At 75.1% G+C, this 24,611-nt stretch carries 22 protein-coding genes; 14 read left to right on the top strand and 8 right to left on the bottom strand.

The window, feature by feature from the left end:
* The first annotated feature begins 232 nt into the window (after window positions 1-232).
* Entirely contained in the window at window positions 233-1,195 is a 963-nt protein-coding gene (locus Q5530_RS07555; protein WP_415361523.1) for a hypothetical protein, read from the top strand.
* 70 nt (window positions 1,196-1,265) lie between these two features.
* On the opposite strand, the gene Q5530_RS07550 is transcribed toward Q5530_RS07555, so the two are convergent.
* A complete protein-coding gene (locus Q5530_RS07550; protein ID WP_415361522.1) occupies window positions 1,266-2,042 on the bottom strand; it encodes a hypothetical protein in 777 nt (258 codons plus the stop codon).
* Window positions 2,043-2,284: 242 nt separating this feature from the next.
* Between Q5530_RS07550 and Q5530_RS07545 the strand changes: the two genes are divergently transcribed.
* From Q5530_RS07545 to Q5530_RS07535, 3 genes are read left to right on the top strand one after another with little or no spacing between them, the layout of a single operon-like run.
* Window positions 2,285-2,419: a hypothetical protein gene (locus Q5530_RS07545; protein ID WP_415361521.1), complete on the top strand. Its 135-nt coding sequence runs from the start codon at window positions 2,285-2,287 to the stop codon at window positions 2,417-2,419.
* Complete coding sequence (locus Q5530_RS07540) at window positions 2,416-3,210, top strand: alpha/beta hydrolase (protein WP_415361519.1); 795 nt, start codon at window positions 2,416-2,418, stop codon at window positions 3,208-3,210. The genes Q5530_RS07545 and Q5530_RS07540 overlap by 4 nt, the downstream gene beginning before the upstream one ends.
* Complete coding sequence (locus tag Q5530_RS07535; protein ID WP_415361518.1) at window positions 3,200-3,979, top strand: MBL fold metallo-hydrolase; 780 nt, start codon at window positions 3,200-3,202, stop codon at window positions 3,977-3,979. Before Q5530_RS07540 ends, Q5530_RS07535 begins: the two co-directional genes overlap by 11 nt.
* 95 nt (window positions 3,980-4,074) lie before the next feature.
* Here the strand turns inward: Q5530_RS07535 and Q5530_RS07530 are convergent, their stop codons facing one another.
* Entirely contained in the window at window positions 4,075-6,672 is a 2,598-nt protein-coding gene (locus Q5530_RS07530; protein WP_415361517.1) for an AAA family ATPase, read from the bottom strand.
* 65 nt (window positions 6,673-6,737) lie between these two features.
* Between Q5530_RS07530 and Q5530_RS07525 the strand changes: the two genes are divergently transcribed.
* From Q5530_RS07525 to Q5530_RS07515, 3 genes are all read left to right on the top strand, one after another.
* Entirely contained in the window at window positions 6,738-7,505 is a 768-nt protein-coding gene (locus Q5530_RS07525) for an alpha/beta fold hydrolase (RefSeq protein ID WP_415361516.1), read from the top strand.
* A 253-nt stretch (window positions 7,506-7,758) separates the two neighbouring features.
* On the top strand, window positions 7,759-8,697 hold the full coding sequence (locus Q5530_RS07520; RefSeq protein WP_415361515.1) for a helix-turn-helix domain-containing protein: 939 nt from the start codon (window positions 7,759-7,761) through the stop codon (window positions 8,695-8,697).
* A 63-nt stretch (window positions 8,698-8,760) separates the two neighbouring features.
* Window positions 8,761-10,041, top strand: coding sequence for a glycosyltransferase (locus Q5530_RS07515; RefSeq protein ID WP_415361514.1), 1,281 nt, complete (start codon window positions 8,761-8,763; stop codon window positions 10,039-10,041).
* A 53-nt stretch (window positions 10,042-10,094) separates the two neighbouring features.
* Here the strand turns inward: Q5530_RS07515 and Q5530_RS07510 are convergent, their stop codons facing one another.
* Window positions 10,095-10,259 (bottom strand): hypothetical protein, encoded by a 165-nt coding sequence (locus Q5530_RS07510; protein WP_380640819.1) that lies wholly within the window; start codon window positions 10,257-10,259, stop codon window positions 10,095-10,097.
* A 175-nt stretch (window positions 10,260-10,434) separates the two neighbouring features.
* Complete coding sequence (locus Q5530_RS07505) at window positions 10,435-10,935, bottom strand: hypothetical protein (RefSeq protein WP_415361513.1); 501 nt, start codon at window positions 10,933-10,935, stop codon at window positions 10,435-10,437.
* A gap of 197 nt (window positions 10,936-11,132) precedes the next feature.
* Here Q5530_RS07505 and Q5530_RS07500 point away from each other — a divergent pair, with 197 nt between their 5' ends.
* From Q5530_RS07500 to Q5530_RS07490, 3 genes are all read left to right on the top strand, one after another.
* Window positions 11,133-12,380 (top strand): hypothetical protein, encoded by a 1,248-nt coding sequence (locus tag Q5530_RS07500; protein WP_415361512.1) that lies wholly within the window; start codon window positions 11,133-11,135, stop codon window positions 12,378-12,380.
* A 145-nt stretch (window positions 12,381-12,525) separates the two neighbouring features.
* Window positions 12,526-13,809, top strand: a complete 1,284-nt coding sequence (locus Q5530_RS07495) for a hypothetical protein (protein ID WP_415361511.1) — start codon at window positions 12,526-12,528, stop codon at window positions 13,807-13,809.
* A gap of 174 nt (window positions 13,810-13,983) precedes the next feature.
* Window positions 13,984-14,349 (top strand): hypothetical protein, encoded by a 366-nt coding sequence (locus tag Q5530_RS07490; protein ID WP_415361510.1) that lies wholly within the window; start codon window positions 13,984-13,986, stop codon window positions 14,347-14,349.
* A 110-nt stretch (window positions 14,350-14,459) separates the two neighbouring features.
* On the opposite strand, the gene Q5530_RS07485 is transcribed toward Q5530_RS07490, so the two are convergent.
* A complete protein-coding gene (locus Q5530_RS07485) occupies window positions 14,460-15,050 on the bottom strand; it encodes a TetR/AcrR family transcriptional regulator (RefSeq protein WP_415361509.1) in 591 nt (196 codons plus the stop codon).
* 155 nt (window positions 15,051-15,205) lie between these two features.
* Here Q5530_RS07485 and Q5530_RS07480 point away from each other — a divergent pair, with 155 nt between their 5' ends.
* The 3 genes from Q5530_RS07480 (at window position 15,206) to Q5530_RS07470 (ending at window position 19,065) form a co-directional block, all read left to right on the top strand.
* Window positions 15,206-16,225 (top strand): aldo/keto reductase, encoded by a 1,020-nt coding sequence (locus Q5530_RS07480; protein WP_415361508.1) that lies wholly within the window; start codon window positions 15,206-15,208, stop codon window positions 16,223-16,225.
* A 64-nt stretch (window positions 16,226-16,289) separates the two neighbouring features.
* Entirely contained in the window at window positions 16,290-17,633 is a 1,344-nt protein-coding gene (locus Q5530_RS07475; protein WP_415361507.1) for an alpha/beta hydrolase, read from the top strand.
* A gap of 172 nt (window positions 17,634-17,805) precedes the next feature.
* Window positions 17,806-19,065 carry an SGNH/GDSL hydrolase family protein gene (locus Q5530_RS07470; protein ID WP_415361506.1) on the top strand — a complete coding sequence of 420 codons (1,260 nt, stop codon included), beginning with the start codon at window positions 17,806-17,808 and terminating at the stop codon, window positions 19,063-19,065.
* A gap of 40 nt (window positions 19,066-19,105) precedes the next feature.
* On the opposite strand, the gene Q5530_RS07465 is transcribed toward Q5530_RS07470, so the two are convergent.
* The 3 genes from Q5530_RS07465 to Q5530_RS07455 are packed head-to-tail and all read right to left on the bottom strand — an operon-like array spanning window position 19,106 to window position 22,718.
* Window positions 19,106-20,158: an ABC transporter permease gene (locus Q5530_RS07465; protein WP_415361505.1), complete on the bottom strand. Its 1,053-nt coding sequence runs from the start codon at window positions 20,156-20,158 to the stop codon at window positions 19,106-19,108.
* On the bottom strand, window positions 20,151-21,665 hold the full coding sequence (locus tag Q5530_RS07460; protein WP_415361503.1) for a sugar ABC transporter ATP-binding protein: 1,515 nt from the start codon (window positions 21,663-21,665) through the stop codon (window positions 20,151-20,153). Before Q5530_RS07460 ends, Q5530_RS07465 begins: the two co-directional genes overlap by 8 nt.
* 12 nt (window positions 21,666-21,677) lie before the next feature.
* Entirely contained in the window at window positions 21,678-22,718 is a 1,041-nt protein-coding gene (locus Q5530_RS07455; RefSeq protein WP_415361502.1) for a sugar ABC transporter substrate-binding protein, read from the bottom strand.
* A gap of 354 nt (window positions 22,719-23,072) precedes the next feature.
* Here Q5530_RS07455 and Q5530_RS07450 point away from each other — a divergent pair, with 354 nt between their 5' ends.
* Window positions 23,073-24,560 (top strand): discoidin domain-containing protein, encoded by a 1,488-nt coding sequence (locus Q5530_RS07450; protein WP_415361501.1) that lies wholly within the window; start codon window positions 23,073-23,075, stop codon window positions 24,558-24,560.
* The last annotated feature ends 51 nt before the right edge of the window (window positions 24,561-24,611 follow it).

The raw sequence follows: 24,611 nt of genomic DNA, 5'->3' as shown, positions 1-24,611 counted from the left end.
CGAAACGTCTGACCAGCCCAAGGTCCCGAAGGCGTGCAACCGGTGGGCAACAGGCGCGCCGCACCCGGTCACCGCCCGACCCGGAGGTGAGGACCACGCGCACCACAGCACGTCGTCCGGACGGCGGGCGTCCTGCTCGCCGTCGTGAGGGGCCGGGACGACGCACAACCGATTTGCAACAGCCGCGCCGCACCATCGCCCGGCCATTGCCCCGACCTGAAGGTGAGGACCCATGCACAGCACGTCGTCCAGACGACGGGGCGCGCTGTTCGCCCTGCTCGTCGCGACCCTCGCGGCCGCGTTCCTGACCGGCCCGCCCGGGGCGCAGGCACTGCCCGCGCCCAACGGCGTCTACATGCGCGACAACCCCGGCGACGACGGCACCGAGCCGGGTGTCGGCAACATCTGGATGAGCCCGGACATCGTCATCTGCGCCGGCACCTCGCTGTGCTCGGCGGACGTGGCGATCACACCGACGAACACTTACTACGTCTTCGTCACCATGCGCAAGAACGGGACGGCCGCGATTCCCGGCACCCTCCGCCTCTACCACACCAAGGCGGGTGGCAACGTCTCGTGGCCCTCCGGCTGGCAGCAGTTCGGGGCGGTCACCACGACCGTCTCGGCGAGCACGACCACGGTCATGATCCCGTGGACCGTGCCGAACGAGTGGCGGCACTACTGCCTGCTGGCCCGGTGGGAGTCCGGCTGGGACCCGATGACCTACCTCGAGGGGACCGACACCGAGGACAACACGCGCAAGAACAACAACATCGCGTGGCACAACGCGGTGACGGCCAGCAGCACGGCGAACGTCCCCGTGCCGGCCGACTTCATGATCGGCAACGCGGTCACGCGCGACGTGCGGGCGGGTCTGGCCATCACGCCCGCAGCCGAGCCGTTCGTCGGTCCCGGCAGCATCGTGGTGGACCTCGGCGCGACCCTCACCGAGCGCTGGCGCGCGGGTGGTGGGCAGGCCGTCGGCGTCCGGCAGGTGGGGACGACCCGGTTCCAGGTGGTGGACCCCAAACTCGCCCGGTTCACCGGACTGCTGCTCAGGGCCGGTGAGCGACTGCCCATCGGGCTGACCTTCAACGGCACCCAGGAGGCCGGCGGCAAGCCGGTCAACGTGGTCCAGACCGACGAGCAGGGCGTCGACCGCGGCGGCGTGCAGTACCGCCTGACCTTCCGGTAGCCGCTCGACCGGGGGGACGGCCTCCGCGGCGCACCGCCGTGCGCCGCGGAGGCCGGGGCGTGCCGGTGGCTCAGCCGACCGGGACGACCGGCGCGGGGTGCGCGGTGGTACCGACGGGCGCCGTGGTGCTCGTGGGGGTGGTCGGCACGGTGCTCGGCGACGTCGTGGTGGGCACCGGCGTCGTGGTGGTGGGCGTGGTGGTCGTCGAGGTGGGCGTGGTCGGCGTGGTCGTGGGGGTCGGGCGGATCGACGGGTAGTCCTTGCACGCCGGGTTGTCGGCGAGCTGCTTCTTCACGTCGGTGACGCGCTGCTCCAGCTGCTGCCGCTCCAGCTTCGCGACCTCCCAGGCGGTCCTGGCGCGGTCCACCTCCTCGCCCGACACGGCGCCGCTGCCGGCCAGGGCCAGCACCGCGTCGTAGTGCGCCTTCGCCAGCCGCTCCAGCTCCCGGCGCAGGGCCAGCTCGTCGAGCAGCCGGTTGAGCTCCAGCGACAGGGCCACGCACTCCTTCCTGGGGTCGTTGCCCAGCCTGTTGCGGCACGCGGCCTCGGCGTACCGGGCGTTGTTCAGCGCGATGGCGGCCTGGTGCAGCGCCCGTTCGGCGGCGCGCAGGTCGCTGGCGCTGGCGGCGTTGCGGTCGAAGAGGGCCTTGATCCGGTCGTAGTGGCGCTTGGCCTGGTCGTGCAGCAGCTGCTGCTTGTCGACCTCCAGCTTCTCCACGAGGCAGGCGTTGGCGTTGGCCGGCACCTGCGGGTAGGGCGTGGTCGGCGCGACGGGCGCGGCCAGGGCGACGGTCGCCGCCGCGACGACGGCGACCACCGGTAACAGGACGCGGAGCAGGGTTTTCACGGTGTCCTCCCGGAGTCCGGCCGGAGGGGGCCGGCCGGAGCGGTGCGACCGTAGGGGAACTCCGGAGCGCGCCGACAGGCCCCGACCGCCACTTCCGCAGGTGGGGGCCCCGGACCGGTTCAGGTTCCCGTAGTCGGCGGCCCGTCGCGGTCGGATGACGGTAGGGGCGGGCGCGCCGGGTGGGACGAGGTGCAGTCATTCGACCGAAGCAGGGGCGCCCCCCGGGTTCCTACGGTGAGCGGGTGGCACGAAGCCACCGCCGCCCGCCACCGCCGACCGGGCACCGCGACACCCGCGAGCGCACCACCGACACCCACCGCGAACGGCCCGGCAGCGACCTGCCGGCCCTCCTCGACTCCCACGGGGGCAACCGATGACACCCGACACGATCGTCCTGGTCCACGGCTTCTGGGTGACCGCCCGCAGCTGGGAGCACTGGAGGACGCACTACGAGAAGCAGGGCTACCGCGTGCTCACGCCCTACTACCCGGGCTTCGAGGTGGAGGTGGAGGCGCTCAACGCCGACCCGTCGCCGATCGCGGCCGTCACCGTGCCGCGGATCATCTCCCACCTGGAGTCGGTCATCGACGAGCTGTCCACGCCGCCGATCATCATCGGCCACTCGGCGGGCGGCGCGTTCACCCAGGTCCTGCTGGACCACGGCTACGGCGCGGCGGGCGTGGCGATCAACTCCGCGCCCACCGAGGGCGTCGTGGTGGCCCCGCCGTCGCAGCTGAAGTCGACGTTCCCGATCCTGCGCAACCCCGCGAACCGGCACAAGGCCATCGGCTTCACCCACGAGCAGTGGCACTACGCCTTCACCAACACGTTCACCGAGGAGGAGTCCCGCGCGCTCTACGAGCGCTACCACGTCCCGGCCTCGGCGAACATCCTGTGGGGCAGCCTGCTGGCCAACATCCAGCCGGGCCACCAGGACGTGTGGGTGGACTACCGCAACGACAAGCGCGCGCCGCTGCTGTTCGTCTCCGGCGGCGAGGACCACCTGATGCCGCCGAGCGTGCAGAAGTCCAACGCCAAGCACTACCGGTCCGACACGGTGACCGAGGTCCGCGAGTACCCCGGCTACGCGCACCTGCTGCCCGCCCAGGAGGGCTGGGAGCGGATCGCCGACGAGGTGCTGGCCTGGGCCGTCGCCCATGCCCGCTGACGGACCCCGGGTCACGCACGTCGGCGGCCCGACCGCCCTGGTCGAGTTCGACGGGCTGCGCGTGCTCACCGACCCGACGTTCGACGCCCCCGGCCGGAGGTACGCCTTCGGCTGGGGGACCGGGTCGCGGAAGACCGCCGGCCCGGCCGTCGCGCCGGCCGACCTGCCCGCGCTGGACGCGGTGCTGCTCAGCCACGACCACCACGCGGACAACCTCGACGACGAGGGCCGCGCCCTGCTCCCGTCCGCCGGGGTCGTCCTCACCACGGTCCCGGGCGCGCGCAGGCTCGGCGGCAACGCCGTCGGGCTCGCGCCGGGCGCGACCGCCGCCCTGCCCAACGGATGGGAGGTCACCGCCACCCCGGCCCGGCACGGGCCGCCGCTGAGCCGCCCGGTCGCCGGCGAGGTGGTCGGGTTCGCCCTGCGCCGCGCGGGCGCGGACCGGGTGGCGCTGTGGATCTCCGGGGACACCGTGCCGCACCGCGCCCTGAGCCGGTTCGCCGAGGGGGCGCGGGTGGACGTGGCGCTGCTCCACCTCGGCGCGGTCCGGTTCGGCCTCACCGGTCCGGTCCGCTACACGATGACGGGGCGGGAGGCGGTGGAGCTGTGCGGCCTGCTCCGCCCGAGGGTCGTCGTCCCGGTGCACCACGAGGGCTGGAGCCACTTCCGCGAACGGCGGGAGGCCGTCGAGCGGGCGTTCGAGCGGGCGCCCGCGGCCGTCGGGTCGGCGCTGCGGTGGCTCCCGCCGGGCCGTCCGGTCGAGCTGTGACGCGGCGGGGGAGCGGGCCGCGGCCCGCTCCCGGCGCCGGTGACGACCGGTGACGTCGGTCAGCCGACCGCACCGCCGCCGGCACCGCCAGGCGGTCACCGGTCGAGCGCCGCCAGCGCGTCCCGCAACGCCGAGCGGGACGTGATGCCCAGCTTCGGGAAGATCCGGTAGAGGTGCGCGCTGACCGTGCGCGGCGACAGGAACAGGCGCGCGCCGATCTCCTTGTTGCTCAGGCCTGAGGCGGCCAGGTGCGCCACCTCCAGCTGCTGCGCGGTCAACTCGGCCGTCGACGGGTTCGCGGCCACGGCCACCCCGGTCGCCCTCAGCTCCTGCTCGGCCCGGCGCAGCCAGGCCGTCGCGCCGACGCGGCGGAAGACCTCGGCGGCGCGGCGCAGCTCCGGCCGGGCGTCGCCGGGGCGGTGCCGCCTGCGGTGCAGCTCGCCGAGCGCCAGCCTGACCCGGGCGTGCTCGAACGGCCAGCGCTCCACGCGCGGCAGCGCCAGCGCGGCGCGCAGGCCGGCCACCGCGTCGTCGTCCGCGTCGGCGACCAGCGCGCGGGCCGCGAACACGTGCAGCCGCAGCCGCGGCGTGCGGTCGGCGACGCCGGCCAGGTCCGCCGCGGCCACCCGCTCCCTCGCCTCCTCCCGCCGCCCGGCGCGCACCGCCGCCTCCACGGCGTCCAGCAGCGTCCACGGGGTGCCCGGGTCGCGCGAGCTGTGCGCGTGGGCGGCCTCGTGGTCGCCCTCGCCCAGCGCGGCCAGGGCCAGGTTCCGCGCGGACAGCGCCAGGTGCGCGGCGCTGCCGCGCGGCTCCGCCCACTGCTCCACCACGCGGCTGTACTCGCGGGCGGAGTCGGTGTCGCCGCGGGCCGCCGCCAGCCACCCCAGCAGGCACCGCAGGTCCTGCGCGGGCAGCGCGAGGTCGTGGCGCACGCACAGGTCCAGGCCCGCGCTCGCCTCCTGCTCGGCCCGCTCCCACTCCCCGGCCAGGAGGTGGTCGTGCGCGGCGAACCAGTACCCGGTCGCGGCGTGCGTCACCGCGCCCTGGCCGACCTCGCGCCGGACCAGGCCGCGCACGTGCTCCCGGTGCTCGTGCAGGACGTCCAGCCACGCGGCGGCGCGGCACAGCTCGGTGACGCGGCCGGGCGCGGTGTCGGCGGGCAGCGCCTCGATCGCCTCCCGCAGCTCCTCCGCGCCCGCCGTGCCGGTGAACACGCCGTGCAGCAGCTTCGTGTGCGGGCTCGCCCCGGCCAGGTCCCCGGTGAGCGCGTCGCCGGTGTAGGTGGCGACGGCCAGGCGGATGAGCACCGCGCGGTCGTCCACCGCGTCGCCGAGCAGCCGGCGGGCCCCGCTGAAGTCGCCGTCGCGCAGCAGCGCGATGCGGGCGCGGGTGGCGGCGCTGCGGGTCGGGTCGTCCAGGTGCCGCCGCGCCTCGTCCAGCAGCCGCTGCGCCAGTTCGAGCTGCCCCGACTCCTCCGCCAGCTCGGCGGCCCGGTGCAGCCGCCCGGCGGCGGCGGGCGCGGTGGGGCTGACCGCCGCGGCCCGCTGCAACGCGCTGACGGCCAGGCCGCTGCCGCCGCGCAGGCTCGCGCTCAGCGCGGCCCGCTCGATCTCGGCCGCCACCTCCTCGTCCGGGCCGGCGGACGCCGCGGCCAGGTGCCACACCCGGCGTTCCGGCACGTCCCGGTACAGCTCGGCCAGCTCGGCGTGGGCCGCGCGCACCTCGTCCGGCGCGGCGGTGTTCACGATGGCCGACCGCACCAGCGGGTGGCGGAAGCGCAGTCCGGACGGCGTCGAGTCGCGGGTCACCAGGCCCGAGCGCTCCACCTCGACCAGCTCCAGCGGGGTCAGGGCGGTGGGGAGCGGGGCCTCGTTCTCCAGCCGGTCGCCGTCCAGCGCGGTCTGGAGGAGCGCGGTGCGCACGGCCGTCGGCAACCCCACGACGCGCGTCGCGTACGTCGACTCCAGGCGGGTGCGCAGGGACGCCCCGGGGGGCAGCAGGTCGAGCGCGTCCGTGCCCACCGCGTGCGGCAGCTCGGCCAGCGCCAGCGGGTTGCCCGCCGCCGCCGACAGCACCCGGTCGCGGGCGGCGCCGGGCAGGCCGGGGTGCAGCTCGTCCAGCAGCGCGCCCGCGTCCCGCTCCGGCAGCGGCCCGACCTCCAGCACGGCGATGCCCGGGGTGACCCGCTCGCTGCTGAGCAGCGGGCGGCGCGCGAACAGCGCCCGGATGTCGTGCGGCGCCAGGCGCAGCAGCAGGAACATCATCACCTCGCGCGTCGGGTGGTCCACCCAGTGCGCGTCCTCGACCGCGATGAGCACCGGACCCTCCCGGGCGACCTCGGCCAGCACCGCGAGCGAGGCCACCGAGACGGCGAGCCGGTCGGGCACCGGTCCCGGTTCGAAGCCGAGCACCCGGCGCAGCACCTGCCGGTGGAACGGGTCCACCCGGTCGAGGTGGCCGAGCACGGGCGCGAACAGCTGGTGCAGCCCGGCGAACGCGAGCTGCGCCTCGCTCTCGTAGCCGGTGCCGCCGAACACCCGGATGCCCCGCCCGCGGGCGTACTCCACGCCCGCGTCGAGCAGGACCGTCTTGCCGACGCCCGGATCGCCGTGCAGCACCAGGTTGGGCGGCACCCCGGGATCGCGGTCGACCGTCCGGCGCAGCCGCGCCAGCTCCGCCGCGCGCCCGATCACCGCGACCCGCCCGGTGCAGTCATCTGACCGATGGCGCCGCCCGCGCCGCCGGGCAGGCTGGGCCGGTGCCACGACTCGCGGTCGGAACGGAGAACGGCGCCGAGGTGAGCCTCTACTACGAGGACTTCGGCTCCGGCCCGCCGGTCGTGCTCGTGGCGGGCTGGCCGCTGACCACCCAGTCCTGGGAGTCCCAGGTGGCCGCGTTCGTCGCGGCGGGCCACCGGGTGGTCGGCTACGACCGGCGCGGCTTCGGCCGCTCCACCCGGGCCTGGGCCGGGTACGACCAGGACACGCTGGCCACCGACCTGCACCGCCTGCTGGCGCACCTGGACCTCCGGGACGCGGCGCTGGTCGGGTTCTCCTCGGGTGCGGGCGACGTGGCCCGCTGCGTGGTGCGCTTCGGCGCCGACCGGGTGTCCCGGCTGGTGCTCGCCGGTCCGCTCGCGGTGGACGACGGGCTGGTGCGCGACCTGCTGGGCGCGGCCGAGTGGCACCGGATCGCCATGCTGGACGACGTGCTGGGCCGGTTCTTCTCCGTGGACGGCGAGACCGCGCTGGACGAGGCCACCCGGCTGCACCTGCTGCACCTCGCGGCCTCCGCCTCGGCCAAGGCCACGGCGGACGTGATCGCCGCGTGGGCCGGTGCGGACCCCGAGGCCGAGCTGGCCGACGTGGACGTGCCGGTGCTGGTCGTGCACGGCGAGTGCGACGCGTTCACCGCGCCGCGACGCGGGCGCGCGCCGACCGCGGTCATCCCCGGTGCCCCGCACGGCGCGCCGATCACCCATCCCCAGCAGTGGAACGACGTCGTGCTGCGGTTCCTGTCATCCTGACGCGCCCCTCCCACCCGGTCCCCGAGAAGAATTCTGGCCGCCGGCGCGCGGGGGGAGTGCTGTGCGTGCACGGTGTTCGGCTGTGCCCGCACGGGGTGCGGCAGGGTGCTGGACCGGGGTGCCGGCCCGGGGGTGCGGCCCGGGGGTGCCGGACCGGAGTGCGGCCGGGGAGCACCGGACCCGGGTGCGGACCCGGAGGACGGGCACCGCGGGCGCGGGACCACCCGCCGGGGCCGCCACTAGACTGGGGCCGGTGCTGTTCGACACCGACGACCTGGCGCCGGAGGACCGCGTCGAAGCGGTCCACACCGTTTTCCAGGAGGCCAGCGCCCCCTGCCACCTGATCCACGAGCACCCCGACCGCCCGGTCCGCTTCCGCGTCGAGCTGCGGCAGCTGGGCGACGTGGAGATCTTCGGCAGCAGGTCGTCCGGGATGAGCCTGCTGCGCACCGAGCGGCAGACCCGGCAGGACCACGTCCCGGTCGTCGCGGTCTCCGTGCAGCGGCGGGGCGTGGGGCGCCTGGAGCAGTGGGGCGAGCGCCAACTGGTCCCGGCGGGGGAGATGCACCTGGTGGACCTGTCCTCCGCCTACGAGTTCGGGTGGTCCGGCGAGGGGGCGGCGGGCTGCGTGCAGGTGCCCCTGGACGTGCTGGACGTGCCCGTGGACACGATCCGCCGGGCGGCCGGCTCGCTGCGCGGCAGCCCGCTCTACCGGCTGGTGGCGGACCACGTCGCGCACCTGGGCCGCAACGCCCGCGAGCTGACCGCCTCCGCCGGGGCGCGCCCGCTCGGCGCCGCGACCCTCGACCTGGTGAGGGCGCTGCTGGTGTCGGCGGCCCACGACGACCTCGACGCGGTCGAGGACACCCGGCTCACCCAGGTCCGCACCTACGTCCGCCGGCACCTGACCGACCCGGACCTGGGCCCGGAGAAGATCGCCGCCGCGCTCAACGTGTCCGTGCGGCTGCTCTACCACCTGTGCCGGCGGGCGGGCTTCAGCCTGGAGCAGTGGATCATCGCGGAACGGCTGGAGGGCGCCCGCGCCGACCTGGCCCTGGACGCGACCCCGATCACCGCCGTCGCCCGCCGCTGGGGCTTCACCGACCCGACCCACTTCACCCGCCGGTTCCGCGCGGCCTTCGGCTGCTCCCCGAGCGAGTGGCGCCGGTCCCGCCGGCCGCCCGGGTCGTAGCACCGGACCCCGGTCGTCGTCGGGGCGATCACCGGTCGGGTCGGCCTCATTAGGGTGCTGGGCATGACCTCCGTGCTCGACGTGCTGTTCGCGAGTGTGCCGTTCCCCGGTCACACCACGCCGCTGCTGCCGATCGCCCGCGCGCTCACCGAACGCGGGCACCGGGTGAGGTGGTGCGCGGGACGGCGGTTCGCGGGCCAGGTGGAGGCGGCCGGGGCCGAGTTCGTGGCGCTCGACGAGGCCATCGACCTCAGCCGGGGCACGGTGGACGAGCTGTTCCCCGAGCGGGCGCGGGTGACGGGCTTGGCGAAGCTGCGGTTCGACATGGTGTCGGTCTTCATCGACCCGGTCCCCGCCCAGGTGGCCGCCCTGCGCCGGGCGCACGGCGAGCGGGCCGCCGACGTGGTGGTGCACGACGTCGGCTTCGGCGGCGGCGGGGCGTTCGGCGCGCTGGCCGGGGTGCCGAACGTCAGCGTCGGGGTGACCCCGCTGATGCTGGCCGGCCCGCACACCGCGCCGTTCGGGCCGGGCCTGCAACCGGGCACGGGACCCCTGGCGAGGCTGCGAAACCGGGCGTTGCAGGCGCTGTTCGACCGGGTGGTGCTGCGCGAGGTGCACGCCCGCGCGGTGGCGGTCCAGCGGGAGCTGGGGCTGCCGCCGGTCAGGGGGCTCAGCGGCGTCTCGCGGCACCTGCACCTCCAGAACGGCCTGGCGTCGCTGGAGCACCCGCGCCCCGACCTGCCGGCGCGGGTGCGGTTCGTCGGCGCGCTGCTGCCGCCCGCGTCGTCCGGCGACCTGCCGGGGTGGTGGGGCGACGTGGAGACCGCGGACCGGCCCGTCGTGCACGTCACCCAGGGCACCGTGGCCGACGGCGACCTGGAGGACCTGGTGCTGCCCGCGCTGCGCGCCCTGGCCGACGAGGACGTGCTGGTGGTGGCCAGCACCGGCGCGCACCGGCCCGCGCACGTGCCGGCCAACGCGCGCCTGGCGTCGTTCCTGCCCTACGACCGGTTGCTGCCGCGGCTGTCGGTGATGGTCACCAACGGCGGCTTCGGCGGTGTGCAGAACGCGCTGGCGCACGGCGTGCCCCTGGTGGTCGGGGGCGCCACGGAGGACAAGCCCGAGGTCGCCGCCCGGGTCGCGCGGGCGGGCGTCGGGATCGACCTGCGCACCGGCAGGCCGAAGCCCGAGGCGATCCGGGACGCCGTGCGGCGCGTGCTCGACGTGCCGTCCTTCCGCGACCGGGCCGCGGCGATGGCCGCCGAGTACGCGGCGCACGACGCCCCGGGCACCTCGGCGGACCTCATCGAGGGCGTCGTGCGCCGCGCGACCTCGGAGCGCTAGCCGGAGGCGGACCGCGCTCGACCGGGGGGACCGGCCGAGCGCGGCCGCCGCGGCTACGCCAGGGACAGGTGCAGGACGGCGAGCAGGCTGCCGGGACCGGCGAGCAGGCCGAGGCCCACCACGCCGTAGAGCGGCTTGTCCCGGAGGAACATCACCACCATCAGGCCGGCCGCGGCGAGGATCACGGCGACCAGCAGCACGAACAGGACAACGGACATGGATCGACCCCTTCGGGGAACGCCCGCGGCCGCGCCGGTCACCCCGTCGGCGGTCGACGCCGGCGGGGTCGCGGTGACGGTGGTCGACCGACCGGCACGGCGGCGGGCACGGGAAACCGACGGCGCCGCCGTCGCCCCGGTGCGGGGCGGGTGCGGCGGGCGCGTCGAGGACGCGTCAGGTCCGGTTCACCCGGTTCGCGAGGGCGGGGGGCGCGCGGCTCGCCCGCGGTGACGGCTCGGCCGTCGCCGTACCGGTGCGGTGGGGCTCGTCGAGGGGTGGTCGGCCCCGCAGGGCGCAGCGGCCGGTCACGCGCCCGCAGAGCACCCACCAGGTGTCCGGGTGCGACGCGGCCTGCGCGTACCGCGCCGGGACCGACAGCCGGAGCCAGTCGTGGCGGTCGTCGTGCATCGACGGCTCGGACGAGGCCGACCAGCCGGTCACCTGGACCGGTGGGTGGCCCAAGTGACCGCCGGAGGCGCCCGGCGCCACGCCGGCGGAGATCCCGAGCAGCACCAGCAGCGCCGTGAGCAGGAGCCCGAACCGGCTCGTCCTCCCCGCTGCCCGCACCCGCCCGACCTCTTCCCGCGTCACCGGAGCGCCACCGGGGAACCAGGGCGCGACCCAGCCTACGTGCGCGCCGCCGTTGCGCGCCGGCACCTCGGCCGCGCTGTCCACCTCGGCCCCCTGATCGCGCTGTCCACCTCGGCCGCGCCGTCCACCCCGGCGACCGGGTGCTGTCCACCCCGGCCGGCCGGGCGCCCCGGACCGCACTTCGCCCACCGGCGGGCGGCACCCGGGATGCTAACGTTTTATCTAGCGATCGTACCGGTCGTCGATCTTCCCGTTCCCCGGCTGCCCTGGTGGAGGTTCCCGTGACCGAAGGCCCTCTGACCCCGTCCGTCGACGACTCGTTGGTGCCGTTGTTGATGCAAACGGGGACGGTGGCCTCCCTGTTGGGGAACGCGGCCGGGTGGCAGAAGCTCGCCGGGGCCCTGAAGCAGGAGTTCGGCGACTTCGCCCCGGGGCCCGACGGGCCGAGGTACGTCAACCTCTGCACGATCTACTACCAGCCCAGGTCCAGGGCGGTGGTGACCGACCTGGAGGGCGATCGGCTGATCGAGCTGGTGGCCGGCGCCATCGCCTTCCTGGAGATGTTCATGGACCACAACGGCCAGTGGCCCTACCTCAGGCGGCAGAGCTGGTTCGCGGACGGCGACCACGTCATCGCCGTGGACGTGAACTACTACCCGGACCGGTCCGAGTACAAGGCGGTCCCGTCGTTCCACAAGGACAGCGCCGGGAACAACGTCTTCGTCAACCTCATCTTCGACAACCAGGACCCGGTGGAGGCGACGGAGTGGTTCGCCGACGTCGACGAGCCGAGCGCGAAGAGGCGCGAGTGGCAGGAGAAGCTGCTCCCGCCGGCGCACCTGGCCGCGCTGGACCACGCGCGCGCGGTGCTCAAGGCCGGGCCCGAGGCGACCGCCCCGGTGCGGGGCGGCATCAGCCACGGCGAGCACATCTACCTCTCCTGGGTGGACGACCTGGTCTGGCACGCGACGCCGGTCGCGGCCAAGCGGGTCGAGTACGGCGCGGCCGACGCGCTGCGGGCGCACCAGGGCCTGGACGCCGCGCCGGAGGGCGCCTTCTACTGGTACGACCACCAGCTGGGCGTGTACGTCTTCGGGATCGAGCTGCTCGGGACCATGGCCGAGGGGCCGGGGCCGCACCTGCGCGGGTGGTTGGCGGACCGGGGTCTGAAGGCCCAGGACCTCGACGTCCGGACGGCCCACACCGCCTGGCGGGAGCTGTACCGGGGCGCGGACGGCGCGCAGCGGCTCGGTGAGGACGCGGCCGAGCGGGAGCGGACCGACTGGCGCGTCAACGGTCAGTACTCCGTCGCGAACGCCTACGACGGCCGCCTGGCCGGCTCCGACCAGATCGAGGAGACGCCCATCGGCCTGTCGGGGCGCCGGCGGGCCAACAGCGTGGAGGAGCTGGCTGCCGTGCAGGCCGTCGCAGCCGCCAACCAGGGGAAACCTCGTTCGTTCATCCGGACCTGGGTGCGGGTCCTGCCGAAGGGCAGCGAGGAGATCACGAAGGCCGACGTCGTGTTCTAGCGGCTCCCGGTCGGGCGGTACCCGGCCGGGCCGCCTCCCGGCCGGGCCGCCGTCAACGGCATCCCGGAAATTCCCTTCGGTCTTGACCCGGGCGACGGATTTGAAGACATTTCACGTCAGTCCGACTGTCAACGAGGAGGTCGTGATGTCCCTGCTTCGACGTCCGGTGCTGGTCGCCGTGCTCGCCGCGGCGCTCGGCTGGTCCGCCACGGCGGTCGCCGGCGCCGCCCCCGACCCGGGGGCCCCGGACGCGGCCTCCGCCGTGCTGCCGACCGCCGTGCTGCCCACCGCCGCCGTCGCGATCGGCGACAGCTTCGTCAGCGGCGAGGGGGCGGGGAACTACCTCCCGGTGACCGACGTCAACGGCGTCGCGCAGGGCTTCCCCGGCTGGTCGGCGCCGAACGCCAACGCCTTCTTCTGCCACCGGTCGGCCAACGCGTCCCTGCTCAAGGCCGACCTGCCGGGCGTCCAGGCCCGGTTCAACCTCGCCTGCTCCGGCGGCCAGCCGCACGACGTCGCGAACGCCTCCGGCGCCCGCGCCAAGGGCCGCACCGTCGCCTCGCAGCTCGACCAGCTCCGCGCCGTCGCGGGCACCCACGACATCGACCTGGTGCTGGTCGGCCTGGGTTCGAACAACAGCTCGTTCACCTTCGGCGACGTGGCCTCGCTGTGCGCGAACCGGTTCATCGCCGACGCCTGGACCGGCTGGTGGGAGTTCTGGGCCGGCGACGTGCCGCAGCAGCCGTGCGCGGTGTCCGACCTGGCCACCGAGGAGGAGATCGCGGCGGCGACCACCGAGACGACCGCGGCCCTGCGGCAGCTGCTGACCACCCTGGCCCAGGTCGACGCCGACGGGCGGCACCGCGTGGTCTTCCAGGACTACACCAACCCGCTGCCGCTCGACCTGCTGCCCCAGTACCACGAGGAGGACGGGCGCGACGACACCCGCGACAAGTTCCGCGACCTCGGCGCCGAGCGGTACGCGGCGGGCTGCCCGGTCCACCGCGCCAGCCTCGCCCCGGGTCACGTGTTCTCCAGCCGCCTGGGCACCGTGGTGCAGGGCTCGCACGCCGCGCTGTCGGCCGAGTTCCCGGGCGCCGACCTGGTCTACCTCAACGTGCAGCGGGCCTTCGACGGCGCGCGGCTCTGCGAGCAGGGCGACAGCCCGGCGAACGCGCTGGCCACCCCGATCCGGCTCCAGGACGGCCCGAGCGGCACGTTCGTCACCAGCCTCTCCGGCCGCGACAAGATCGCCGTGCAGCGGATCGCCAACACCTGCGTGACGTACTTCCAGACCTGCCAGGAGTCGTGGCACCCCAACGCCGCCGGGCACGCGGTGCTGGGCCGCTGCCTCACCGGCGCCGCGGCCGCGACCACCCGCGCGGTGGCGTGCGTGCGCGCCGCCGACGGCACCATCACGGTGGGCTGACCCCGACCTCCGGCCCCTCGCCTCCTCCGCCGCCCGGCCGCACCCACCGCGGCCGGGCGGCCCTGTCCACGCGACCGGATTCACCCTCCGGCGCAGCACACCACCTGATCGTGCAAGCCCTGCGGTGGGCTAACAGGACGGAACACCGAACGCATCGGGGGAACCACGCGCACGTTGTCGACCGTCCTGATCGCCCTGCCGGCCCTCGCGCCCGCCGCCGCGGCGACCGAGCACGACCAGGTGGTGGTCGGCAGCGCCGGGCTGCCCGGCCTGGCGCTGACCGCCGGCGCGCGGTCCGGACCGGTCGTGCTCGGGCCGCGGACGAGGCGGCCCGACCAGCTGTGGCGGTTCCACCCGGACGACGCGGGCGCGTTCACGACCGTGGTTCACCCGCGGCTGCGGGGGTGCCTGACGGCGTACTCGCCCGCGGAGGTCGAGGTGCTGGAGTGCATCGGGGCCCAGGGCCAGTCCTGGGTGGAGCACACCCGGCCGAGGGGGAGCTCCGCCCTGGAGAGCGCCCTCCACCGGGGGAGTGCCTGACCGGCCCGCGCGCGTTCGCGGCCGTGGCGCTGGGGCCGTGCCGGGAGGACGACCCGCTCCAGTCCTGGATCCGCTGACGACCGCCGGTCCCCGCCGCACCCCGGTTCGGCTCAGGCCGGCCGGCGCAGCCCCGCGATGAGGAGCTCGACCAGCCGACGCGCGTCGTAGCGCGGGTCCGCGCCCGCGCCGACGCACAGGTTCCCGACACCGCGCATGAGCATGAACGCCTCCAGGTCGGACCGGATCTCACCCGCCTCGACCGCCGCGTCGAGCAGCTGGGCGCACACGGGCACGAGGCGGTCGAGGAAGTAGGCGTGCAGCGCGTCGAACCCGGACTGGTCGGACCGGAGCACGGCGGCCAGCCCGTGCTTGGTGATCAGGAAGTCCACGAAGAGGTCGATCCACCGCGCCAGCGCGGCGTGCGGGGTCGCGCTGCTCGCCAGCAGGGCCGGCCCGGCCTCGGCGCACGCCTCCACCTGGTGCCGGTAGACGGCGATGATGAGGTCCGCCCGCGTCGGGAAGTGGCGGTAGATCGTGCCCATCCCGACACCGGCCCTGGCCGCGATGTCGCGCACCGGCGCGTCGACGCCCGAGTCCACGAAGACCGCGGCGGCCGCGTCGAGCAGGGTCTTCTCGTTGCGCCGGGCGTCCGCCCGCTTGCGCCTGGTCGCCCGCACCGCGCCCTCGTCGCCGTCGTCCACCGTGCCGCTCCCTCCACCCGCCGGGCTTGCAAACCGGAACACTGCTCCGTATCGTTAGCGGAGCAACGTTCCGGTTGCTCATGATGCCAGGCCAGGGGCCCGGCGACCACTTCGCGCGCCGTCACCGCGCCTCGCCTCGACGGAGGAACGCAGTCATGCAGTACCGCACCTTGGGCCGCACCGGTGTGCAGGTCAGCTCGCTCGCGCTCGGCGCGATGAACTTCGGCGCGCTCGGGCGCACCACCCAGGAGGAGGCCACCGCCGTCGTCGACGCCGCCCTGGAGGGCGGGATCAACGTCATCGACACCGCCGACTGGTACAGCCGGGGCGGGTCCGAGGAGATCGTCGGCAAGGCCGTCGCCGGCCGCCGCGACGACCTCGTGCTGGCCACGAAGGCGACCATGCCCATGGGCGAGGAGCGCAACCACCGGGGCGGTTCGCGCCGCTGGCTGGTCACCGCCTTGGAGGACAGCCTGCGCCGCCTCGGCGTCGACCACGTCGACCTCTACCAGGTCCACCGGTGGGACCCGGAGACCGACGACGAGGAGACGCTGTCGGCGCTGACCGACCTGCGCCGCGCCGGCAAGATCCGGTACTTCGGCTCCTCGACGTTCCCCGCCTACCGCATCGTGCAGGCGCAGTGGGCCGCCCGCGAGCACCACCTGGGCCGGTACGTCACCGAGCAGCCCAGCTACTCGATCCTGCAACGGGGGATCGAGGCCCACGTGCTGCCGGTGGCCGAGCAGTACGGGCTCGGCGTGCTGGCCTGGAGCCCGCTGGCCTCGGGCTGGCTGTCGGGCGCGGTCCGCGCGGGCCGCGAGGTCACCACCCACCGCGCCGGGCTCATGCCGGAGCGCTTCGACCCCGCCCTGCCCGCCAACCGGGCCCGGCTCGACGCCGTCGAGCGGCTGGCCGAGGTCGCCGCCGGTGCCGGCCTGACCCTGGTCCAGCTCGCGCTCGGGTTCGTGACCGCGCACCCCGCCGTGACCAGCGCGATCGTCGGCCCCCGCACGCTCGACCACCTGAGGTCGCAGCTGGACGCCGCGGACACGGTGCTGCCCGCCGACGTGCTCGACGCGATCGACGCCGTGGTGGCGCCCGGCGTCGACCTCGCCCCGCACGAGAAGTTCGACACCCCGCCCGCCCTGCTCGACCCGTCGCTGCGGCGCCGCTAGGGGCTTGCCCCCGGCGCGCCGACCTCGCGAGACTGCACGTCTCTGCTCACGCTGGGGGGACGCCGTGCGGACGCTGCTCGTCACCACGCTGGTCGCGGGCCTGCTGGTCGCCGCACCCCGGGCCGAGGCGGCGACGATCGCCTGGCAGCCGTGCCCCGACCAGCCCGCGGCCGAGTGCGGCACGGTGTCCGTCCCGCTCGACCGGGCGAACCCGCGCGGCGCGAGGACGGACCTGGCCGTGTCGCGGGTCCGCGCCACCGACCCCGCGCGCCGGATCGGCGTGGTGTTCGTCGACGCGGGCGGCCCCGGCGGGTCCGGCGCGGAGTTCGCCCGCGCCCCCTACCTCAGCGCCGAGGTGCGGGCCCGGTTCGACGTCGTGGGCTTCGACCAGCTGGGCACGAACGCCAGCTCGGCGATCCGCTGCTCGCCCGAGCTGATGGCGCGCAACCCCGGCGACGACCCGGCGGACGAGGCCGCGTTCGCCGCGCTGGCCCGGCACAACCTCGCGGTGCGCGAGGACTGCCGGGCCCGCCACCCGGTGTTCGACCACGTGGACACCGCCCGGTCGGCGCGGGACCTGGACGCGGTGCGCGCGGCGCTGGGGGAGCGGCGGATCAGCTTCTACGGCATCTCCTACGGCACGCTGCTGGGCCAGCAGTACGCGGAGCTGTTCGGGCCGCGGGTGCGCTCGATGGTGCTGGACGGCGTGATCGACCACAGCGCCGGCCCGCGGCGGTTGGTGCTGGACCGGGCGCGGGCGGTGGAGGAGGCGTTCGGCGTGTTCGTCGCGTGGTGCGCCCGCGACACCACGTGCGCCCTGCACGGCCGGGACGTCCGCGCGGCGTGGGAGAGGGCCCTGGACGCCGCGGACGGGACCGGGTTGGGCCGGGGCGAACTCATCGCCTGGGCGTTCTCGCTGATCCGCGGCGGGGAGTGGGAGAGCCTGGCCTCGCTCGTCGTGGAGGTCGGCGGCGCGCGGGCGTCGTTCGAGCCGAACTACGACTCGCTGCGCTACGCCGTGGTGTGCCAGGACTTCGCGCTGCGGTTCGAGGACTTCGCCGGGTATCGGGCGCTGCGCGAGGCCGAGCTGCGCGCGGCGCCCACGATGCGCGGCTCGTACCTGGGCCACCAGGAGGCGGCCACGTGCGTCGGGTTCACCGACCGCCCGACCAACCCGCCGCACCGCCTCGACGTCGACCGGGCCCCGCCGCTGCTCCTGCTGACCAGCCGCTACGACGTGGCCACGCCCTACCGGTGGGCGCGCGAGGTGCACCGGCAGGCGAAGGGGTCGGGGCTGGTCACCTTCGACGGCCCCGGCCACGGGGTCTACCACGCCAACGAGTGCACGCGCCGCGCCGCGGACGCCCACCTGCTGGGCACGGCGCCCGCCCGCGACAGGACGTGCTGACCCCCTCCGGTGCCGGTCGGTCCGCGGGCGCGCGGCGGCGTTGACGCGACGCCGCCTGGGGAGCTACGTTGGCCCGAAAGTTAAGATAAAAGGGTCGAAACTTGCGACCCGAAGAGCGGTCCGTCCCGCCTGCCGCAGTGGACCGCCCGTCGAAGACGCCGAGGGGACTTCGATGCGACGACAGCCGCCGGCGGGCGCGCCCACCGCGCCCCCGCGGGCGTTCGGCACGGCGCCGTCGTCCACGCCGACCGAGCGCTGGGTGCACACCTGGGCGTCGATGCCGCAGCTGACCGAGCCCGCCAACATGCCGCCCGCGCCCTTCACCCGCGACGGCGCGGTCCTGGCCGACGCGACCCTGCGCCAGACCGTGCGCGTCTCCGTCGGCGGGGACCGGCTCCGGCTCCGGTTCTCCAACGCCTTCGGCGGCGCGCCCCTGCCCCTCACCGCGGTGACGGTCGCCCACCCGCGCCGCGGCCGGGCGGGCGCCGGGGAGGTCGAGCCCGGCACGGCCCGCGCCGCCACCTTCCACGGCAAGACCTCCGCGGTCGTCCAGCCGGGCGCCCAGGTGGTCTCCGACCCGCTCCCCTTCCCGGTCGGGGACTCGGCCAACCTGACCGTGACGGTGCACCTGGCGCAGGGGCAGGCGTCCACCGACATCACCTCGCACCCCGGCTCCCGCACCACCTCGCACCTGCTGGCGGGCAACCACGTCGCGGCCGACGCCCTGCCGGGCGCCACGCCGGTCGACCACTGGTACTTCCTCAGCGGCGTCGAGGTGCCGGCCGGTCCGGGCACCGCCGCCGCGGTCCTCCTGGGCGACTCGCTGACCGACGGCCGGGGCTCCACCACCAACGGCAACGACCGCTGGCCCGACCTGCTGCTGGCCCGGCTCCGGGCCCACCCCGCCACCGCGGGCGTGGCGCTGGTCAACCAGGCGGCGGGCGGCAACCGCGTGCTGCGCGACGGCCTGGGCCCCAACGCGCTGGCGCGCCTGGACCGCGACGTGCTGGCGCACAGCGGGGTCGCGTGGCTGTTCGTCTTCGAGGGCGTCAACGACCTCGGCTGCGCCCAGGCCACCGAGGCCGCCCAGAAGCAGGTCGCCGACGAGCTCGTGGACGGCTACGACCAGATCGTGGTCCGCGCCCACGCCCAGGGCATCCGCGTCTACGGGGCGACGCTCCTGCCGTTCGGGGGCAACGACTACGACGACCCCGCGGGCTGCCGCGAGGCGGCCCGGCAGTCGGTCAACGACTGGATCCGCACCAGCGGCCGCTTCGACGCCGTGGTCGACTTCGACCGGGCGGTCCGCGACCCGGCGCGCCCGGCCCGGCTCAGGGCGTCCTGCGACAGCGGCGACCACCTGCACCTCAACCCCGCCGGGTACCGGGCGCTGGCGGACGCCGTGCCCCCGGAGCTGTTCGCCACCGGGTAGCGGCACGGCGGAGGCGGGGAGCGCCGAACCCCGCCGGCCCTCAGTCCTGGGCCTTCCCGCTGGTGAGCCTCGCCAGGACGAGGGCGACCAGGATCACCAGGCCGTTGACCGCCTGGATCTGGTCGGCCCTGACCTGGGCCAGGGTGAGCACGTTCTGGATCAGCCCGAGCAGCACGACGCCGGTCAGCGCCCCGAACAGGGTGCCCTTGCCGCCGTCGAGGCTGATCCCGCCGATGACCGCCGCGGCGAACACCGTGAAGATCATGCCGTCGCCCTGGTTGGCGGCCACCGACCCCAGCCGCGCGGACAGCATCAGGCCCGCGAACGCCGCCAGCACGCCCGCGACGACCAGCGTGACCCAGACGACCCGCTCGACCCGGATGCCCGCCGCCCGCGCCGCGGCCGGGTTGCCGCCCACGGCGTAGAGCGACCGCCCGACCCTGGTGTAGCCCAGCACCACGATGCCCACCCCGAAGCACACCACCACGACCCACACCGAGATCGGCAGGGTGAGGAACCGCAGGCTGCCCAGGTGGTCGATCACCGGGACGCGGTTGGCCAGGTTCGACATCGTCGCCCCGCCCACGACGGCCAGTTGCAGGCCGCGCAGGGCGATCAGCACGGCCAGGGTGACGATGAACGCCGAGAGCGTGAACCGGACGATCAGCAACCCGTTGAACAGCCCGACCAGGCCGCCGATCAGCAGGGCCACCGGCAGCACCGTCCACGTGGGCCACGGGGCGCCCGGGAGGTCGGCGCCGCCCACCACCAGGAACACCGCGATCGCGGGCGCGATGCCCACGACCGACTCCAGCGACAGGTCGAACTTGCCGACGATCAGCACCAGCGCCTCGGCCAGCACGACCAGCGCCAGCTCGGTCTGGTACTTCAGGACGGTGTCGACCAGGTAAGCCTTGGTCAGGAACAGGTCCGGCTTGAGCGTCCAGCCGTAGACGAGCAGGGCGACGATGGGCGGGACCAGCGCCAGGTCGCGCAGCCGGGCCAGGCGCAGGCGGTTCGCCGGCCGGGCGCGCCCGCCGGGCGGCCCGGTCCCGTCCCCCGGCGCGTCGGTCCCGGTCGCGGCGCTAGTCATGGTCCTCACCGATCCCCTCGATCCGGGCGACGAGCCCGCCCTCGTCCCAGCCGCGCGGGTGCTCGGCGACGACGCGCCCGCCGACCAGCACCACGACCCGGTCGCAGACCCGCAGGTCCTCCAGTTCGTCCGACACCAGCAGCGCGCCCCGGCGCCGCCGGGTCTGCGCGTCCACCGCGCCCAGCAGCGACTCCTTGGCGCGCACGTCCACGCCCGCCGTCGGCTGCACCAGCACCAGCACCTCGGGGTCGCCGGCCAGGGCGCGGGCCATCGCGACCTTCTGGGCGTTGCCGCCGGACAGCTCGCCCACCGGCTGGTGCGGCCCGGTGGTGCGCACGTCCAGCTCGGCGATCACCCGCCGCGCCTCGGCGTCGCGGCGCGCGGGCAGCACGAGCTGACCGGGGCCGAGCCGGTGCGCGATGGTCATGGTGGCGTTCTCGGCGACCGACAGGCCGCTGACGAAGCCGTCGACGTCGCGGTCCCCGGGCAGGTAGCCGAGCCCGGCGTCCAGGGCGGCCCGGACCGAGCCCGGCCGCACCACCCGGCCCGCGACCGCGACCCGGCCGGTGCGGGGCCGCAGCCCCGCCAGGGCCTCGGCGAGCTGCCGCTTGCCGCCGGCGGCCGAGCCCGCCACGCCCACGATCTCCCCGCGCCGGACCACCAGGTCCACCGGCCCGACCACGCCGGGCACGCCCACCCCGGTCAGCTCCAGCACCGGTTCGGCGTCGTCGGGCACGGGCGGGCGGTCCGCGCCGGCCCGCACCAGCCCGCGCGCCTCGCCGACCATGGCCGCGACCAGCCGCTCCCGGTCGAGGGCGGCGACGGTGTCGGTGACGACGTGCCGGGCGTCCCGGAACACCGTGACCCGCTCGCAGAGCTCGTAGACCTCGGGCAGGTGGTGGGAGATGAACAGGAACGTCACGCCCTGCTCGCGCAGCGCCCGCACCCGCCCGAACAGCCGCTGGACGGCCCGCGACTCCAGCTGGGCGGTCGGCTCGTCCAGGATCACGAACCGGGCGCCCAGCGACAGCGCGCCCGCGATCTCCACCAGCTGCCGCTGCTCGACGGTCAGCTCCCGGGCCGGCAGCCCGGGGTCCACCGGCACCGACCACGACTCCAGCAGCTCGGCGGCCTCGCGGCGCATCCGCGCGTGCGACACCAGCCCGAAGCGGCCGCGCGGCTGCCGGTGCAGGAACAGGTTCTCCGCGACGGACAGGTCCTTGACCACCGAGGGGTGCTGGTAGACGCACGCCACCAGCGCCCGCCACGCCGCCCGGTCACCCGTGGGCGGCGCCGGCTCGCCGCCGAACGCGACCTCGCCCGCGTCCGGTTCGACCAGGCCGGTCAGCACCCCGACCAGCGTCGACTTGCCCGCCCCGTTCCGGCCGACCAGGGCGTGCACCTCCCCGGGCCGCACCGCCAGGGACCCGTCGGCCAACGCCACCGTCGGCCCGTACCGCTTGACCACGCCGGTCGCCTCGACGACCGGCGTCCCCGCTTCCGACATCCGGCCGCCGCCCTAGGAGCCGGAGCCGTTGCCCCACAGCGCGGGGTCGTCGACGTTGTCCCTGGTGACCAGCGGCGCGGGCAGCTGGTCCTCGAAGCCGTTCGGCAGCTCGACGACGGTGCTGCCGTGGTCGGTCGGGCCGGGTGCGGGTCGCTCGCCCGCCAGGGCCCTGCGGGCCCAGTGCAGGCCGAGGCCCGCGTAGGCGTCGGCGGGCTGGGAGACCGTGGCGTCGATCTCGCCCTTGCGGATCGCGTCGAGCTCCTGCGGGATGCCGTCGTTGGAGACGATGAAGATGTGCCTCGGGTCGGTCGGCGGCACCAGCAGGTCCCGCTGCTCGAGCACCTGGAGGGTGGGGTCGAGGAAGACGCCGCCCGCCTGCATGTAGACGCCCCTGAGATCCGGGTCGGTGGCCAGGCGGGTCTCCAGCGCGGCCTGGGCCCTGCCGCCCTCCCAGTCGGTGGGCTCCTCGAACACGGTGATGTCGGGGAACCTCGTGCTCATGCACTCCTTGAACGCCTCGGAGCGGTCGCGGCCGTTGACGGAGGACAGCGAGCCCTGGAACTCGACCACCTTGCCCCGCCCGCCGAGCTTCTCCCCGAGGAACTCGCACGCCTTGGTGCCGTAGGCGCGGTTGTCGGCGCGCACCACCATGTACACCTGTCCGGTGTCCGGGCGGGTGTCGACGCTGACCACCGGGATGCCCCGCCCCGCCAGCTCGTCGAGCTTCGGGCCGATCGCGCCGGTGTCCTGGGGCGCCATCACGATGGCCCTGGCCCCCTGCGTCACCATGCTGTCCACGTTGGAGATCAGGGTCTGCACGTTGTTCTGCGAGTTGGTGGTGGAGACCAGCTCGACCCCCGCTTCGGCGGCCTTTTCCGGCACGTAGCGCGCGTAGGCGTTCCAGAAGTCGGAGTCGGCGCGGGGCAGGTCGACGCCGACGCCACCCGGGCCGGACCCCGCCGGCGGGTTTCCGGTCGGGGAGTCCTTGCTGCACCCGGCGAGGACCAGGCACGCCGCCGCGAGGACGGCGGCGGTCCGGGAGGGGATCTTCATCGATGTCTCCGGTGGTGGGTGGGCGGACTGGGGTGACCCGGAGAGCGCCAGGCCCTCCTCAGACATCCGACATCTGTGCTCAGGCATACCGCTGCCCCCGACCGGATCGCAATAGGTGGTCAACAGAGATCCGATGTGTTATGCGGCCACCGGAGGTCGGCCGCGCTCGGCGCGAAATCCGCGACTGTCGGCCGGCGTGGCGGCGGGCGAGGGCGCCGTTGACGGCCTGTCCGATTTCGGACAAGCCTGGTCAAGTTTTTGCGTGTTCGAGTCAAGTTCTTGCGTCAAGTTGTCGGCTTTACTTATGGTCGTGTGACCTTCCTTACAACGACGCAAGGATGTGGGCGGACCACCATGCGCACCCTGCTCGGCATCGTGATCGCGTTCTGCTCGGCCCTGGCCCTGGTCGCGGCCGTCCCGACCGGCCCCGTCGCCGCCGCGCCCGGCGTCCGGGCCGTGCCCTCCGACGTGCACCTCTTCTACTACCCCTGGTACGGCAGCCCCGAGGTCTACGGCTCCTACCGGCACTGGCAGCAGGGCGGCCACACGCCGCCCGACGACATCGGCGCGGACTTCTACCCGACGCTGGGCGCCTACGACTCCGGCGACCTGGCCGGCGCCGTCGACCAGCACATGCGGTGGGTCCGCCGGTCCGGCGCCGGCGTGGTCGTGACCAGCTGGTGGGGTCGGAACTCGTACGAGGACCGGCTGGTGCCCGGCCTGCTGGACGCCGCCGCCCGGCACGGCGTGCGGGTCGCCTTCCACCTGGAGCCCTACGGCGGGCGCACCGCGGAGAGCACCGTCGAGGACATCCGCTACCTCGACGACCGGTACGGGTCGAGCCCCGCCTTCTACCGGGACGCCCAGCACGGCGACCGGGGCGCGTTCTACGTGTTCAACAGCCTGGAGGTGGCCGACTGGGCGCCGCTGGAGGAGGTGCGGGACATCGCCGTCGTGCTCGCCCAGACCACCGACGTGAGCCGGGTCGGGCACTTCGGCGGCATCTACACCTACGACGTCATCGCGGCGAACACCGCGATCGGCTGGAAGGGCGTCGCCGACTTCGCCCGCGCCAACGGCCTGGTGTGGGCGCCGTCCGTCGGCCCCGGCTACCTGGACGACCGCGCCGTGCCCGGCAACACCAGCCCGACCCTGGACCGCGCCGACGGCGCGACCTACGACCTCCAGTGGGGCAACGCCCTCGCCCCCGAGACCGGCGGCCGGCCGGACTGGGTGTCGATCACCTCGTTCAACGAGTGGCACGAGGGCTCGTCCATCGAGCCCGCCGACTCCACCCCGCCCGCCGGCCACGGCTACCTGACCTACGAGGGCGCCTACGGCCGGACGGGTCAGGCGGCCGAGACCGCCTACCTCGACCGCACCCGCTACTGGGTCGAGCGGTTCACCGGGTCCGCGCCGCCCGTGCCGAACCCGGACCTCGCCGACGGCCGGCGCTTCACCGCCTCCGGCAACGTCCCCGGGTACCCGTCCGTGAACGCCAACGACGGCGACACCGGCACCTACTGGGAGAGCGCGCACAACCTGTTCCCCCAGCCGCTGACCGTCGACCTGGGCGCGACCGAGGAGGTCGGCCGCGTCGAGGTGGCCCTGCCGCCGGGCTGGGAGCCGCGCACCCAGCGGATCACCGTGCGCGGCAGCGCGGACGGTCGCACGTGGACGACCCTCGTCGCCAACCGCGGTCACCGGTTCGACCCGGCGACCGGCAACCGGGTGGCCATCCCCGTGCCGCAGACCTTCCAGCGCCACCTGCGGCTGGTCTTCACCGCCAACACCCGGTGGCCCGCCGGCCAGGCGGCCGAGGTCGGCGTGTTCCGCTTCTGACGCGTTCCGGGGACGGGGTGGTGGTGGCCGGGACGTCGTCCCGGCACCGAC

It is taken from the genome of Saccharothrix sp. BKS2 (assembly GCF_047689505.1).
Lineage (GTDB): Bacteria > Actinomycetota > Actinomycetes > Mycobacteriales > Pseudonocardiaceae > Actinosynnema > Actinosynnema lopnurensis.
Note: the sequence above shows the minus strand (reverse complement) of the source record. Positions and strands in the feature narration are given on the sequence as shown.

Bases quoted from the DNA above. Each gene is read 5' to 3' on its own strand.
- Q5530_RS07555 (WP_415361523.1), top strand. From the start codon at position 233: ATGCACAGCACGTCGTCCAGACGACGGGGCGCGCTGTTCGCCCTGCTC.
- Q5530_RS07540 (WP_415361519.1), top strand. From the start codon at position 2,416: ATGACACCCGACACGATCGTCCTGGTCCACGGCTTCTGGGTGACCGCC.
- Q5530_RS07535 (WP_415361518.1), top strand. From the start codon at position 3,200: ATGCCCGCTGACGGACCCCGGGTCACGCACGTCGGCGGCCCGACCGCC.
- Q5530_RS07515 (WP_415361514.1), top strand. From the start codon at position 8,761: ATGACCTCCGTGCTCGACGTGCTGTTCGCGAGTGTGCCGTTCCCCGGT.
- Q5530_RS07510 (WP_380640819.1), bottom strand. From the start codon at position 10,259: ATGTCCGTTGTCCTGTTCGTGCTGCTGGTCGCCGTGATCCTCGCCGCG.
- Q5530_RS07495 (WP_415361511.1), top strand. From the start codon at position 12,526: ATGTCCCTGCTTCGACGTCCGGTGCTGGTCGCCGTGCTCGCCGCGGCG.
- Q5530_RS07480 (WP_415361508.1), top strand. From the start codon at position 15,206: ATGCAGTACCGCACCTTGGGCCGCACCGGTGTGCAGGTCAGCTCGCTC.
- Q5530_RS07470 (WP_415361506.1), top strand. From the start codon at position 17,806: ATGCGACGACAGCCGCCGGCGGGCGCGCCCACCGCGCCCCCGCGGGCG.
- Q5530_RS07465 (WP_415361505.1), bottom strand. From the start codon at position 20,158: ATGACTAGCGCCGCGACCGGGACCGACGCGCCGGGGGACGGGACCGGG.
- Q5530_RS07460 (WP_415361503.1), bottom strand. From the start codon at position 21,665: ATGTCGGAAGCGGGGACGCCGGTCGTCGAGGCGACCGGCGTGGTCAAG.
- Q5530_RS07455 (WP_415361502.1), bottom strand. From the start codon at position 22,718: ATGAAGATCCCCTCCCGGACCGCCGCCGTCCTCGCGGCGGCGTGCCTG.
- Q5530_RS07450 (WP_415361501.1), top strand. From the start codon at position 23,073: ATGCGCACCCTGCTCGGCATCGTGATCGCGTTCTGCTCGGCCCTGGCC.